The organism is Amphritea balenae (assembly GCF_003858655.1).
Taxonomy (GTDB): domain Bacteria; phylum Pseudomonadota; class Gammaproteobacteria; order Pseudomonadales; family Balneatricaceae; genus Amphritea; species Amphritea balenae.
The window spans coordinates 101,647-116,753 of the sequence record NZ_RQXV01000006.1 but is presented as its reverse complement, the minus strand read 5'-3'; the positions used below and the strand labels follow the sequence as shown (position 1 = coordinate 116,753).

The window sequence follows — 15,107 nt, the reverse complement described above, 5'->3', positions numbered from 1 at the left end:
CTTAAGGTGCGTTTTTTCTAGCAAGTCGCATTGTGTCATCTAGCTAGCAATGCAACTGCGTTCTGGCCTGAAATCTGTAACGAAGATTTCAGGCTTTAGCTTTGGCAATCTCGCGAAGTCGTTTAACTACTTGCGCATTAACTGAGCGTTGGGTGAAAGTGCCGTCCTCTTTCATCTGACCGGCCTTACGCCCCATTAACAACTCCAGCCCCTGATCGACGGTAGCGACCGCATGAATGCAGAACTGGCCATCGGCCACGGCATCCACCACTTCACGTTTGAGCATCAGATTACGAACATTAGCTTTCGGGATAATGACCCCTTGCTGACCGGTAAGGCCACGGGTTTTACAGAGATTAAAGAAGCCTTCTATCTTCTCGTTGACACCACCAATCGCCTGCACTTCACCATACTGGTTTATGGATCCGGTCATCGCAAACTGTTGCTTAATAGGGATATGCGTCAGGGCCGAAATTAAAGTACAAATTTCAGCCATGGAGGCGCTATCACCATCCACATAACCGTAAGATTGCTCCAATGCGATGCTGGCTGATAGTGTCAGCGGGAAATCCTGAGTGTATTTATGGCCCAGATAGCCGGACAGTATCAACACCCCTTTAGAATGAATCGGCTGACCTAAGGTAACCTCACGTTCGATATCCACGATACCCCGGTTACCCGGGTGTACCGTCGCAGTAATACGCGCAGGAAAGCCGAAAGACACATCACCCACACCCAGAACCGTCAGGCCATTAGAGCGGCCTGGCGCTTCGCCATCGGTATCGATCAATACCGTTTCATTGAGAATGCTATCAAGAATCTTTGATGAGATGCGACTGGTACGCCTCTCTTTAGCCTGCAGCGCCATTTCCACATGCTGATCGTTTATGACCTCATCTTTGTGCTTAATACGCTTGTAGTCAGCCTCACAGAGCAGATCCACAAGTTCACCTACGTGAGCAGAGAGTAGCTCCTGATCTTCGGTCAGCCGGGAGCTATGCTCCACCAGTCGCGCTACCGCCTGACGATTCAGCGGTGCTAAGCCTTCTTCATCAGCCAGCGTTTTCATCAGACGGGCATAGTTACGGATAGTCGCAGGTTCACGCTTCACATCTTCATCAAAATCAACCACCACCCGGAACATCTTCTCAAAGTCGTGATCCAGCTCCTGTAACAGGTAATAGGTTTCCCGGGTTCCTATCAACACCACTTTTACATGCAGTGGTATAGATTGCGGTGCCAGGGTAATAGTGCCCATGCCGGTCATTTCTGACATAGGGTTTTCTATGCGGATCTCATGGGATTTCAATGCACGCTTGAGTGCGCCATAGACAAATGGCTGCTCTAACAGCTTTTCTGATTCCAGTACCAGATAGCCGCCATTAGCCCGGTGCAGTGCCCCGGAGCGAATTAACTGGAAGTTGGTACTCAGTGAGCCCATCTCTGAATTATATTCCACCCGACCAAACAGGTTGTCGTAGGTAGGGTGGGTTTCAAATACGACGGGCGCTCCTTTGGTTTTCTGGTTATCCACCAGCATGTTTACACCAAAGGTGGTTTCCATATACTGACGCCGGGCTGAATCGGTACGTGTCTCACTCTGCTTATCATCACCGATAATATCGACAGCATTCTTGACCAGATTCGATTCAAGTTGAGTCAGGTAATCCGGCACACCGGAGTTATTGTGGTATTTCTCACGCAACGGCTGAATCAGTGGAGCTACTGCACTTCGCGCTGTATCCCGGTCCAGTGCTTTCATCCGATCACCGGCTTCCCGACGCCATGTAGGCATACTGGCCAGCTCTTCATTCAGGTGGTCTTCAAGCTTGGCGATATTGCTGGTGAACTCATCGCGAATCTCTTCCGGCAACTGTGAAAATGCCGCTTCATCCATACCCTGACCATCAGCAACCGGTGTAAAACCGATACTGCCAGCATCACGATACAGTGCGATACTGTGTTCCCGGGCAAGGCTGTCTACCAGCTCAATTGCCTGATCATAAAGACGGTTAAAATCCCGTTCAACTTTACTTTTTTTACGCTGATAAGCCGGACTCTCAAACGCCGCAGGCAGCTCGGTAAGTAAACCTTCGATCAGATGCTTGATATCTCTCTTTAACACCCACCCCTTACCTGCAGGCAAATTAATCGCCAACGGCGTGCGGCTTTCCTGCAGATTATTCAGATAACACCAGTCGCTGGTTTTCTTTAGCTCTTTCTTCGCAATGGCACGAATACTATCAATGGCAAAGGAGAATCGTCCGGTGTGGGGATTGCCCATGACAAACATGTTGTAACCAGGACGCTTCATGCCGATACCGAACTCCATCGCTTCGACAGCACGTTCCTGGCCAAAGAAACCGGTATAAGGCTCCAGTGTCTCAGTGGTTTTAAAAGGCAGTAGTTCAGTATTGCAGTGACGGTAAAGCTGGTCGGGGGAGAGTCGGGTCTCTTTTTCCATAACGGCTCATTCCTGCGTCAGTGAGAGATCTCCTCAGAGGGCTTATCCAAGACTTAGCTCAGAGGGCTGTCTTAGTTATAACCCTCTGGGGCAACAGGCGCAAGAATGATTTTAGTGGCCATTATTTAGCCAGTAGTTGATGCCTAAGCTCTTGAATTACTTCAGATGTATCTGGGCGTACACCGCGCCAGATCGCGAAAGACTCTGCAGCCTGCTCTACCAGCATACCCAGGCCATCCATCACCTTGGCCGCGCCATTTTCTGCAGCCCAACAGTTAAATGCTGTTGTCTCCGCAGAATACATCATGTCGTAACACCAGGCATTGTCAGCCAACAGGTCTGCAGGCAGGGGAGGCACTTCACCTTGTAGGCTTGCCGCAGTACCGTTGATCACCAGATCAAACTGCTGACCCTCAAGCTGATCAAAGCCACAGGCCTCTATTGCGCCATATTCACTGAACAAATTTGCCAGGGTTTCTGCTTTTGCCGGAGTCCTGTTAGCAATAACCAATCGAGCTGGCTGATGGACCAAAATCGGCTCGAGCACACCCCGTACAGCACCACCTGCACCCAGGATCAGAACGGTTTTTCCCCGAATCTCGCCACCGTTGTTCACCGTAATATCCGTCACCAGACCTAAGCCATCGGTATTATCACCACAGAGTTCGCCTTCGGCATTGCGATATAAGGTATTTACAGCACCCGCCAGACGCGCCCGGTCTGAATGATTCTGCGCTTTCTGCCAGGCTTCTTCCTTAAAAGGGATGGTAATATTTAATCCCTTACCGGTATCCGTTAAAAAGTTATCCACAGCCTCTGCAAAACCATCCTCCGGTACCAGAACGGCATGATACTCCAGATCCTGAACGGTTTGCTGAGCAAACGCTGTGTGGATAAGTGGTGACTTAGAATGCTTTATCGGATTGCCAAACACAGCATAGCGATCTGTCATTTCAGGACTCCAGCCAGTTTTGCGGCTTCAGATACGTATCATATAGCTCAGCTTCTTCAGAGCCAGCTTCGGGTTTCCAGTCATAACCCCAACGAACTTCTGGCGGCAGCGACATCAGAATCGATTCTGTACGGCCACCTGATTGCAGACCAAACAGTGTTCCCCGATCGTAAACCAGATTGAATTCGACATAACGCCCACGACGATGCAATTGAAAATCACGCTGTCGTTCGCCAAATTCCATATCTTTACGCTTAGCGATGATAGGGCAGTAAGCCGGCGCATAGGCATCGCCAATAGAGCGCATCAACGCAAAGCTTTGCTCAAAACCCAACTCATTAAGGTCATCAAAGAATAAACCGCCAACACCACGGGGCTCATCACGGTGCTTAAGGTGAAAATATTCATCGCACCACTCTTTAAAGCGCGGATAGATGTCTGCACCAAAAGGATCGCATGCATCTTTAGCAGCCTGATGCCAGGATCGACAATCTTCTTTATTGCCGTAATACGGGGTCAGATCAAACCCACCGCCAAACCACCATACGGGGTCTTCGCCTTCTTTTTCAGCGATGAAGAAACGAACATTGGCATGAGAAGTCGGTATATAAGGGTTGTGAGGATGAATAACCAGTGACACACCCATCGCCTGAAAATTACGACCCGCCAGTTCCGGACGATGTGCCGTTGCTGAACCCGGTAACTTTGAACCAAACACATGCGAGAAATTAACCCCGCCTTTTTCGATAATTGCACCGTTAGCCATCACGCGGGTGCGGCCACCACCACCCCCTTCACGCTGCCAGCTATCTTCCTCAAACTGACTTTGCCCATCAGCTTGTTCAAGCTGCTTACAAATGCGATCCTGTAAATCAAGAAGGTAGCTTTTTACCGCATTAATGTCCGGTGCTGACATTTTATTCACCTTATACTGTGACACTGGGTTTGTATTCACTAACCCGAAATTGATGTTAGCTTCTCACTGGTTCTTCACTATCCAGCCGCAGTATAGACGTTGGCCGATCTAGCTGACCAAGCCTACCAGGTACGATAGCAGCTACTTTATTCTTGAAGTGAATGATTACTTTCAACCTATCCCTTGCAGGAAGTTGATTTGAGTAATTAGCCGAAGTAGACACAATCATTGAGCCAAACTCTTCACAAAGGCTTCTAACATGATAGTGATCACTTACTCGCACAGCAACAGAGCTGTGATTTCCTTTTACCCAGGCAGGAATCAGGTTGTCTGGATCAGGAAGAATCCAGGTCACAGGTCCCGGCCATGAAGCCGTTACTCGCTGTAACTCCTCTGGCGCAAGATTGTCCAGTAGGGGTTTAACCTGTTGAATAGATGAAGCAACCAGAATCAGCCCTTTATGCATCGGCCGACGCTTGATTTTGAGGAGATGTTGAACGGCTGTTTCATTGAAAGGGTCGCAGCCAAGACCCCAGACAGCTTCCGTTGGATAGGCGATGACACCACCTTGGTGCATCGCCCTGGCTGCCTGACGGATATGCCACCAGCCCATAGCGCTTAGATTTCGCCGTTGGCCAGTTTTTCCTGCAGCGCTTTGTCTTTAGCAACAACCGCAGCGGTATTTGCCAGACGCTCTGCTTTAATACGCTCAGCCAGTTCAGCATCCTGAACAGCAACAATCTGAGACGCCAGATAAGCAGCGTTTTTCGCACCCGCTTTGCCGATAGCAACGGTAGCAACCGGAATACCACCAGGCATCTGTACAGTAGATAGCAGGGCATCCAGACCATCCAGTGAAGACTCAATCGGTACACCAATTACCGGCTTAGTAGTATTAGCAGCAACTGCACCCGCCAGGTGGGCAGCCATACCGGCAGCACAGATAAAGGCTACAGCTCCACGCTGATCAGCATCTTTCACATAATCGTGAGTCTGAACAGGTGTACGGTGAGCAGAGCTTACCTTCATTTCGAAAGGTACTTCCAGAGAACGCAGAACGTCGGCAGAAGCCTTCATAATTGGCAGGTCTGAGTCGGAACCCATCAAAATAGCAACAAATGGTTTTGACATGATTTTCTTCTAAATAAGTGAAGTTAGTCGGAAAGGTTGGCAAAATACTGTAAAACTGATCAACTTTCAACCACACAACAGTATGGTTTTTTCACCCTGAAAGTCAGATTTTATTATAGCTAAGCCCTAAAGGTCAGATTAACCGCAAATAGCCACCGGCTGTTTTCTCAATATAATTATTCAGCTCCATCGCAATCAACCGGGGCATTAACTCAGAAATATTCAGGTTCGTTTTAATAACAAGCTCCTCAAGGCTGATTAATTGGAACCCTATTTGATCCAGCAGCCAGGCCTCATCATCACTTAACCTGATCGAGTCTGCCCTGGTCTGTACCTCCTCCAGCTGATAACTACCAAGCAAGCTACCTAGCTGCTCAACAATGTGCGCTGTGGTTTCCACCAACTGAGCGCCCTCGCGAATTAACGTATGACAGCCGTGGCTTTGTGGATTATTCATCGCCCCCGGCAAGGCAAACACCTCCCGCCCTTGCTCCAGTGCTTGCCGGGCGGTAATCAGAGAGCCACTACGCTGACTGGCTTCTACCACCAACACCCCAGCACTCAAACCTGAAATAATCCGGTTACGCCTGGGAAAATGATACGGCAGTGGGGCAGCATTTAAGGGCAGCTCTGATAACAAAGCACCGCCACAATCAATAATCGCCCTCGCCAGCGCCTTGTGACGGCGTGGATAAAGATTATTTAAACCTGACCCTAGTACAGCGATCGTAGGCTTATTAAGCTCCACAGCAGCGCTGTGAGCTGCGCCATCAACACCCAGAGCTAAACCACTGGTAATCACTAGTCCGGCCTCTGTAAGCGAGCTGGCGAACTTTGAACTAAGTGATAAACCGCTATTACTAGCAGAGCGGCTACCAACAATAGCCAACTGCGGCAGATGAAGAATCTCAGGACTCCCCTGGAGATAAAGTAGTAGAGGCGGATCAGAGATCTGTTTAAGCAGAGTAGGGTAGCGCTCGTCACCGAATGTAATCAGATGATTTTCGGTCTCAAGCAACCAATGATCGAGTGAGTTCAGGCTTTCGGCATCTGGCCAGGTCCCTTGCTGCCAGGCCTTTAGCTGAGCGAGGCATTGATCGGGAAGATTAAAGGACTGAAGTTGAGCGGGGGAAGCCTTGAGCAACGCTAAAGGCTGAAACTCAAACTGTTCTATCAGTTTGAATAATGTTCGATTGCCCAGGCCCGTAAGGCTGACCAGGGCAAACCACTCTCTGTATTGAGCTTGAAATGGATCTGACATGGACACTCCTTGTCCACCGGCATAGCATTCTCTTAACCAGGGTTACGAATCTCATCACCTATGGCTATTACATTGGTTGCCTTAAGAATCAACGCATAGCTGACTTTTTCGTAGGCTTTGAAGATCATCATCTGACCTGACTTTTCTGCCGGTAATCTGATGACTTCTTTAGTCAGCGGATCTTTCAAACGTTCACCGGTGCGGAAAATTGTCAGCACATGGCCGGGCTCAAGACCTTCTCTTGCTCCCTGATTGATCGCCACTACATCATACTGACCGGCTTGACGTACGCCTCGCAGTACGGACAAAATCCTGCCATCGATAGCCTCCGCAGGGGAGGATGGGTAGAAGATAGACTGAATTGACTCTTTCTGGCTTGGGTAAACCCGATCCAGTGCAGAGACCTCTTCACGGGTTTTGCGCAGATCTAAAGTGGTAATATCATCATTCTTCGCGCCAACGACAGCATCACCTATCTTAAACAGCTCATAACCCAGGTGTTCCTGAGTAATCGGGTCTATATACTCACGGGCCGGACGATAGATATTTTGACGGGAATGCTGCTCAACCAGTTCACCGCGGGCATAAACCCGATCACCGGCACCGGCAACGATGCGGTTATTAGTGCTGCCAACGATATAGGGTGCCGCGGTCAGCTGATCACTGTCCATGACAATGTTTTCAGTCAGAAAGCTCATGATATCTTTGAGCGGAATCGCAGGAATAGCATCCCGCAAAGGCGTTACTTTAGCTTTAGGGCTAAGCCGTATTATGCCGTCATTCAAAACTAAACGGGGCTCGCCATTGATCCACTTCAGGGTTAGTACATCCCCCGGATAGATCAGATGCGGGTTCTCAATCTGTTGGTTGTAGCCCCATAAGCGTGGCCACTTCCAGGGTGACTGCAAAAACATCGCAGAGATATCCCAAAGAGTATCCCCTTTCACCACTACATAAGTTTTAGGGTGATTATCCCGTAGTGCCAGCGTGTCTTTCCTGACCTCAGCCTGAGCCGGAGCCAACAAACTCAGACATAACACCAGGCCGCCCAGAAAAACCGTTATCAGTTGCTTCATTATCAAATCCTTGTCTTCAGACCGCCGTCTTTTTGAAAGTCTATAACAGTATCGGCAATACATTGTGCATCTATATCAGTATAATAGGCAGATTATTGATTCTAGCGCGCCCTTTTTTCAACCTTTTCTTTTTTGAATGCGACTATGGCACTACTTCCTATACTTGAATTTCCCGATAAGCGTCTGCGTACTGTAGCCGAACCTGTCACCGAATTTAATGATGAGCTGCGTCAGCTAATCAAAGACATGTTCGAGACCATGTACGATGCACCAGGTATTGGCCTGGCAGCAACCCAGATCAATGTTCATCAGCGTATCATCACCATAGATACCTCTGAAGACAAAAACGAGCCTCTGGTGGTAATTAATCCTCAATTTGAGGTACTGGCTGACGAGACTGAAAAGATGCAGGAAGGCTGCTTGTCTGTTCCTGGCTTTTATGAAGATGTCGTTCGCCCCAATAAAATCCGCCTGACAGCTCAGGATGAACAGGGTGAAGAGTACAGTCTGGAGGCAGATGATCTGCTGGCGGTTTGTATTCAGCACGAGATTGATCATCTGGACGGTAAGCTATTCGTTGACTATCTGTCACCACTGAAACGCAACCGTATCCGTAGCAAGCTGGAAAAGCTGCATCGCCAACACGCCTGAGAACCCGTTTATGTCTGAGTCTGCACAACCTCTGCGCATTATTTTTGCCGGCACCCCGGATTTTGCCGCGTCAAACCTGCAGGCGCTACTTAAAGCCGGACATCAGGTCATTGGCGTTTATACCCAGCCGGATCGCCCGGCGGGAAGGGGGAGAAAACTCACCCCCAGCCCGGTTAAGAAAGTGGCTCTAGAGAATAATATCTCTGTATATCAACCACTTAACTTCAAAGAACAATCTGACCGCCAGACTCTCAACGATCTAAATGCAGACCTGATGATTGTCGTTGCTTACGGTTTGCTGTTACCTAAAGCCGTATTAGAAGCACCTCGTTTAGGCTGTATCAATGTACATGCTTCGCTACTGCCTCGCTGGCGTGGTGCTGCACCTATCCATCGCTCACTGCTGGCTGGTGATACTGAAACCGGCGTCACCATCATGCAGATGGATGAAGGTCTGGATACCGGTGCCATGCTGCTGAAAAAAAGCTGCGCCATTTCACCAACAGAAACCAGTGGTGAACTGCATGACAAACTGGCAGTAATTGGCGCCGAAGCATTATTAGAAAGTCTGCCGGCAATCGCTGACCAGAGCATAGAACATATCCAACAGGATAATAGCCTTGCCTGCTATGCACATAAGCTTGAAAAAGCGGAAGGGGAGATCAACTGGAATCTCCCGGCAGAACAGATAGTACGTCAGATCAGAGGCCTTTCGCCCTGGCCGGTTTCTTTTACCTGCCTGAACGATGCCACACTCAGGGTCTGGCAGGCTGAAACCACTGACCAAGCCTGTAGCGAAGCAACACCAGGAAAAATCATCGCAACCGACAAAAAAGCGATCTATGTTGCCGGCTCGGATAAAGCGGTGAAACTACTAAAAATTCAATTACCTGGAAGCAAGGCAATGGATACCTCTGCGGTATTAAATGCCAAACGTGAGTTATTTGCCGACGGCACTCAACTGGGTTAATCCATCATGAAGATCCGCGCAATAGCTGCCCGCACACTGGCACCGGTAATCGCTCGCAAAGAGTCTCTTAATACAGCGCTGCCTAAAGGACTGGCTCAAGTTTCAGATCAGGAACGCGCACTGCTGCAGCAGTTTTGCTACGGCGTTATGCGTTTCTATCCGCGCCTGAATCTGCTAGCAAAAAAACTCCTCAAAAAACCGTTTAAAGAATACGATCGGGACCTGGAAGCACTGGTGCTAATTGGTCTTTATCAGTTACTTGAAATGCGTATTCCGCAGCATGCGGCACTCAGTGAAACAGTCGATGCTGCCGTTGATCTGAAAAAAGACTGGGCCAAAGGCTTAATCAATGCGGTACTTCGACGCCTGCAAAGAGAGCAGGAATCACTCTGCCAACAGCTGGATGAAAACCCTGTTTTCCACTACTGCCACCCCCTATGGATGATTGATAAGCTCAGCCATAACTGGCCTGACAACTGGCAACAGATACTTGAAGAGAATAATCAGCATCCGCCGATGACGCTGCGAGTTAACCAGCATCGCATCAGCCGTGATGAATACCTGCAAGACTTGATTGCTGAAGGTATCGAGGCCAGCGCTTCACCGTTCTCCGGTTCGGCAATACAACTTGAGAAAGCCTGTGATGTTGGCCTGTTACCAGGGTTTGATGATGGCATGGTTAGTGTGCAGGATGAGGCAGCACAACTCAGCGCGTACCTGCTTGATCTCAAACCCGGCCAACGGGTTCTGGACGCCTGCGCAGCCCCTGGCGGAAAACTCTGCCACATTCTCGAGCATCAGCCTGATCTGGATCATGTCACCGCCATTGAACTGGAGGATAATCGAGCACTGCGAATAGATGAGAATCTGGACCGATTACAGCTCGATGCCGAAGTGATTATCGCCGATGCAGCCTCTGCAGACTGGTGGGATAAACAAAGCTTTGATCGAATCCTTGTTGATGCACCTTGTTCTGCCAGCGGTGTTATCCGGCGCAACCCGGATATTAAGCATATGCGCCAGAACGAAGATCTTAAAGTGCTGGCAGATATACAGCTGAGTATTCTGCAGAACTGCTGGCAGATGCTGGCGCCCGGCGGCACATTAGTTTATGCAACCTGCTCTGTATTTCCACAGGAAAATGAAAGGGTTGTAGCACGATTCTTGAAATTGCAGCACAATGCTATACATCAGCCAATTACAGCTGACTGGGGAACAGAGCGCCCGTTCGGGCGACAGTTATTTCCGCAGACTGAAGGGCACGATGGTTTTTATTACGCGGTATTGCATAAAGATCAGAGCTAACAACTGTTATGCCACCTGATCGGAGATCAATCAGACTATGAAGATTATTATTCTTGGCGCTGGTCAGGTAGGTGGCACACTGGCAGAAAACCTGGCCAGTGAAGCAAACGACATTACAATTGTTGATACAGACATGAGTCGCTTGCGTGAACTTCAGGATCGCCTCGACATCCGAACCGTCGAAGGCAAAGCGTCCTATCCCTCTATTCTCGACCAAGCCGGCGCCCAGGACTGCGACATGCTCATCGCTGTAACAAACAGCGACGAAGTAAATATGATCGCCTGCCAAATAGCACAAAGCCTGTATAACATTCCGACTAAGATAGCCCGGGTACGGGAACACGACTATCTGCAGAGTAAGAAGAAAATCTTCACCGACAAAGCAATTCCGGTAGACGTATTAATCAGCCCTGAAGAACTGGTAACCCGTCATGTTAAACGTCTGATTGAACATCCGGGCGCTCTGCAGGTGCTGGACTTTGCCGACGGCATCGCACAGCTGGTAGCCGTAAAAGCCTATTATGGTGGCCCTTTAGTTGGCCGGGAAATATCTTTTTTACGCGCCCATATGCCCTCCGTTGATACAAGGGTAGCTGCGATTTTCCGACAGGGCAGTCCGATTATTCCTAAGGGCGATACCGTCATCGAAGCCGATGATGAAGTATTTTTTATCGCCGCCAAACGTGATATCCGCTCAGTAATGAGCGAGCTGCGTCGACTAGATCGCCCCTACAAAAGAATCATTATTGCCGGCGGCGGTAATATCGGTGCCCGTCTGGCGAGTACCATTGAATCAGATTTCCAGGTAAAGATTATCGAGCGCGATATACGACGCTGCAATGATCTGGCGAAACGTCTTGATAACACCATAGTGTTACACGGCAGCGCTTCGGATAAAGAGCTATTGCTCGAAGAGAATATCGAAGACACCGATGTTTTTTGCGCTCTGACCAACGATGATGAAGCTAACATCATGGCTTCAATGCTGGCCAAGCGATTGGGTGCACGCACCGTGATGACCCTGATTAATAACCCTGCCTACGTTGATCTGGTGCAGGGCGGGGTAATCGATATTGCTATATCGCCTCAGCAAACCACCATTGGTAGCTTACTTACCCACGTTCGCCGTGGTGATGTAGCTGCGGTTCACTCTTTGCGTCGGGGCGCAGCTGAAGCGATAGAAGCGGTCGCCCACGGTGACAAGCGAAGCTCAAAAGTTGTCGGTAAAACGATTGAAGAGATCGATCTGCCGGCGGGTACAACCATCGGCGCTATCGTTAGAAATAACGAAGTACTGATCGCCCATGATGATGTTGTTGTAGAGAACGACGATCACGTCATTCTCTTCCTGGTAGATAAACGTAAGATCGGTGAAGTGGAACGTCTGTTCCAGGTTGGCCTTGGATTCTTCTGATCGGAAAGCACAATGCACTATAAAGTAATACTGCGTATCCTGGGTATTCTGCTGATGATCTTCAGCTTCAGCATGCTCCCCTCTATCGCCATATCTTATGCTTATGACGATGGTTCACATCTGGCATTTACTTCCGGCTTTCTGATCACCCTGATTACCGGCTTTATCATCTGGGCACCAGTTTACCGGGTACGCCAGGATCTTCGAACCCGGGATGGCTTTCTGATCACCGTGCTGTTCTGGGCTGTTCTGGGGTTGTTCGGATCTATCCCTTTTATGCTGTCAGAGTTCACCAATCTGAGCTTTGTTGATGCCGTATTCGAGTCTTTATCTGGCCTGACAACAACCGGAGCTACGGTTATCACTGGCATTGATTATCTGCCGGAATCTATTCTTTTTTACCGTCAGCAACTGCAGTGGCTGGGCGGCATGGGTATCATTGTTCTCGCCGTCGCCATTTTACCTATGCTGGGCATCGGTGGTATGCAGCTGTATCGCGCAGAAACACCCGGACCAGTAAAGGACAGCAAATTAACACCCCGAATTACAGAGACAGCTAAAGCCCTCTGGTATATCTATCTGTCCCTGACCGTTGCCTGTGCGCTGGGTTACTGGGCTGCTGGAATGACCCTGTTTGATGCGATAGGACACAGTTTTTCTACGGTAGCTATCGGCGGTTTCTCAACCCACGATGCCAGTATTGGCTACTTTGATAACCCAACGATTGAAGCGATCTGCATCTTCTTTATGGTTATCTCTGCGGTTAACTTTGGCCTGCACTTTTTCGCCTGGCGACAACGTAGCCTGACACACTATTTTCATGACCCTGAGTTTAAATTCTATCTTTCAATTTTATGCGGGATATCGGTACTGACAACTGCTGTATTGATTACAACCGGAACCTACGGAGCCACTGAGTCAATACGCAAGGCTGTTTTTGAAGTTGTATCTATCGCCACCACCACCGGCTTTGCAACAGCGGATTTTGCCCAATGGCCAGTCATGCTGCCATTTCTACTTTTCGTTGCCGCCTTTGCCGGCGGCTGTGCCGGCTCAACCGGTGGCGGCATGAAAGTGATTCGAATCCTATTGATCCTCAAACAGGGCCAGCGAGAAATTAAACGTCTGATACACCCGAACGCAGTCATTCCGGTTAAGTTTGGCAGCAAACCTATACCTGACCGCGTCTTAGAAGCCGTATGGGGCTTTTTCTCGGTCTACCTTATCGTATTTATTATTATGCTGATAATACTGCTGGGGACAGGCCTTGATCAGGTTACAGCCTGGTCAGCCGTCGGCGCCACACTAAACAACCTTGGCCCGGGGTTAGGGCAGGTTTCTGCTCACTACGGCGATCTGAATGAGCCTGCCAAATGGGTGCTCTGTTTTGCCATGCTACTTGGCCGACTTGAAGTATTTACCCTTCTGGTTCTTTTCTCCCCGGCCTTTTGGAAGCGCTAAAAACAAACAGGGGCGATGAGCCCCTGTTATTAATCATAACCTCGCTTGCCATCCCGCAAATGATCGAAACGTTTATATTCCCACTGATATTGTTCTGGTACTTCACGCACACAGCGCTCAACTTCTGCATTCATCGCCGCCGCTGATGCAGCCAGATCTTTACTATTTATCTGCTCATCTGCACGACTAAAAACCAATTCAAAACCCTGACCATCGGGTAATCGTTTAGCGTAACCAGACACCACCGCAGCACCGGTTTGTGCAGCTAGCTGAGGCAGTAGCTTCATCGAGTAAGCGTCTTTACCAAAGAACGGCGCAAACACACCGCTCCCCTGATCAGCTTCCTGGTCTGGCAAAATACCTAAAACCTCGCCCGCCCGCAGTGCTTTCATCGCCATTCGCACGCCTTTCACATTAGCGGGTGCCAACTTCGAACCCAACCGAGCGCGCTTTTTTCTTATCAGACGATCCATCATTTCAATTTTCGGTGGGCGGTACATGGAGGTTATTTTGTACTGGGTGCTCAAAAACAAACCCAGCACTTCCCAGTTACCCAGATGCGGAGCCAGCAAGATAACACCATTACCTTCGGCCAAAGCATCATCCAGAACCGCCTGATTATGGATTTTTTCTATCTTGCCCAGCACCCGTTCAGGCGACCAGATCCAGGCCATCCCCATCTCTCCTGCAAGCCGTCCCGTTTCGATCAAACTAGTTTCTACCAGCTCACTTTTCTCTTTATCACTTAACGCTTTAAAGCAGTACTCAATATTCTTTTTGGTCACTTTTAATTGCCTACCTGCTTTTTTCAACGCTCGCTTACCCAGCATCTCACCAATTTTTCTGGCCAGAGGGAGGGGCATTAAAGCCAACAGATACAAGACTGAAACAGCAAGCATTCCTTTTATATGTTTCACGTGAAACCTTTTACATAATGAGAACGGAAGGGTAGCGCCAGAGAACGCTCAACATTATATAATGCTGTGCAAAGTAATAAATAACTTCTGAGGCACCAAGATGAAATATACCGTATATCTGTCGGGAGAGATCCATACAGACTGGCGTGAAAAAATTAAAAACGCAGTTAACGAGCAGAAACTGCCGTTAGAGATTCTAACGCCTAATACAGACCACGAAAGCAGCGATGAATGCGGTGTAAGAATTCTGGGCGGGGAAGACAACAACTTTTGGAAAGATAACAAAGCGGCAAAAATAAACAGCATTCGACACATGACCGCACTGCAACGCGCTGATATTGTCGTGGTACGTTTTGGTGACAAATATAAGCAGTGGAACGCAGCCTTTGATGCAGGTATCGCAGCAGCACTTGGCAAATCGCTTATCGTTGAGCATGCAACTGACATTACTCACCCACTTAAAGAGATCGACGCTGCAGCCATGGCAACTGCAGAAAATACCGAACAGGTCATCGAAATTCTGGAATATCTCTGCCGCGATTACTAAAAAGCACAGTGGCAGTTAAAAAAACCGCCACTCCTCTCCACT

Annotated in this window: 14 protein-coding genes; 6 read left to right on the top strand and 8 right to left on the bottom strand. The window is 49.0% G+C overall.

Annotated elements, in window-relative coordinates:
• Positions 1-88: 88 nt before the first annotated feature.
• From EHS89_RS11815 to EHS89_RS11785, 7 genes are all read right to left on the bottom strand, one after another.
• Positions 89-2,464: a Lon protease family protein gene (locus EHS89_RS11815; RefSeq protein WP_124926367.1), complete on the bottom strand. Its 2,376-nt coding sequence runs from the start codon at positions 2,462-2,464 to the stop codon at positions 89-91.
• 121 nt (positions 2,465-2,585) lie between these two features.
• Complete coding sequence (gene aroE, locus EHS89_RS11810; protein WP_124926366.1) at positions 2,586-3,416, bottom strand: shikimate dehydrogenase; 831 nt, start codon at positions 3,414-3,416, stop codon at positions 2,586-2,588.
• Between the two features lies 1 nt (position 3,417).
• Positions 3,418-4,332 (bottom strand): oxygen-dependent coproporphyrinogen oxidase, encoded by a 915-nt coding sequence (gene hemF / locus EHS89_RS11805; protein WP_124926365.1) that lies wholly within the window; start codon positions 4,330-4,332, stop codon positions 3,418-3,420.
• Between the two features lie 55 nt (positions 4,333-4,387).
• The gene (tsaC, locus tag EHS89_RS11800; RefSeq protein WP_124926364.1) at positions 4,388-4,945 is read right to left on the bottom strand and encodes an L-threonylcarbamoyladenylate synthase type 1 TsaC; all 558 of its coding nucleotides are present in this window, start codon (positions 4,943-4,945) and stop codon (positions 4,388-4,390) included.
• A gap of 5 nt (positions 4,946-4,950) precedes the next feature.
• Positions 4,951-5,463 carry a 5-(carboxyamino)imidazole ribonucleotide mutase gene (purE, locus tag EHS89_RS11795; protein WP_124926363.1) on the bottom strand — a complete coding sequence of 171 codons (513 nt, stop codon included), beginning with the start codon at positions 5,461-5,463 and terminating at the stop codon, positions 4,951-4,953.
• 133 nt (positions 5,464-5,596) lie between these two features.
• The gene (gene dprA, locus EHS89_RS11790; protein WP_124926362.1) at positions 5,597-6,724 is read right to left on the bottom strand and encodes a DNA-processing protein DprA; all 1,128 of its coding nucleotides are present in this window, start codon (positions 6,722-6,724) and stop codon (positions 5,597-5,599) included.
• A gap of 32 nt (positions 6,725-6,756) precedes the next feature.
• Entirely contained in the window at positions 6,757-7,800 is a 1,044-nt protein-coding gene (locus tag EHS89_RS11785) for a LysM peptidoglycan-binding domain-containing protein (protein ID WP_124926361.1), read from the bottom strand.
• A gap of 144 nt (positions 7,801-7,944) precedes the next feature.
• On the opposite strand from EHS89_RS11785, the gene def reads away from it, so the two are divergent.
• From def to EHS89_RS11760, 5 genes are read left to right on the top strand one after another with little or no spacing between them, the layout of a single operon-like run.
• Positions 7,945-8,451 carry a peptide deformylase gene (gene def / locus EHS89_RS11780; RefSeq protein ID WP_124926360.1) on the top strand — a complete coding sequence of 169 codons (507 nt, stop codon included), beginning with the start codon at positions 7,945-7,947 and terminating at the stop codon, positions 8,449-8,451.
• 10 nt (positions 8,452-8,461) lie between these two features.
• A complete protein-coding gene (gene fmt, locus EHS89_RS11775) occupies positions 8,462-9,421 on the top strand; it encodes a methionyl-tRNA formyltransferase (protein WP_124926359.1) in 960 nt (319 codons plus the stop codon).
• 6 nt (positions 9,422-9,427) lie between these two features.
• Positions 9,428-10,726, top strand: a complete 1,299-nt coding sequence (gene rsmB, locus EHS89_RS11770; protein ID WP_124926358.1) for a 16S rRNA (cytosine(967)-C(5))-methyltransferase RsmB — start codon at positions 9,428-9,430, stop codon at positions 10,724-10,726.
• 37 nt (positions 10,727-10,763) lie between these two features.
• Complete coding sequence (gene trkA, locus EHS89_RS11765) at positions 10,764-12,140, top strand: Trk system potassium transporter TrkA (RefSeq protein ID WP_124926357.1); 1,377 nt, start codon at positions 10,764-10,766, stop codon at positions 12,138-12,140.
• A gap of 12 nt (positions 12,141-12,152) precedes the next feature.
• Complete coding sequence (locus tag EHS89_RS11760; RefSeq protein WP_124926356.1) at positions 12,153-13,601, top strand: TrkH family potassium uptake protein; 1,449 nt, start codon at positions 12,153-12,155, stop codon at positions 13,599-13,601.
• 29 nt (positions 13,602-13,630) lie between these two features.
• On the opposite strand, the gene EHS89_RS11755 is transcribed toward EHS89_RS11760, so the two are convergent.
• A complete protein-coding gene (locus EHS89_RS11755; RefSeq protein ID WP_124926355.1) occupies positions 13,631-14,518 on the bottom strand; it encodes a lysophospholipid acyltransferase family protein in 888 nt (295 codons plus the stop codon).
• A gap of 100 nt (positions 14,519-14,618) precedes the next feature.
• Here EHS89_RS11755 and EHS89_RS11750 point away from each other — a divergent pair, with 100 nt between their 5' ends.
• Positions 14,619-15,065 carry a YtoQ family protein gene (locus tag EHS89_RS11750; protein ID WP_124926354.1) on the top strand — a complete coding sequence of 149 codons (447 nt, stop codon included), beginning with the start codon at positions 14,619-14,621 and terminating at the stop codon, positions 15,063-15,065.
• Positions 15,066-15,107: the final 42 nt, after the last annotated feature.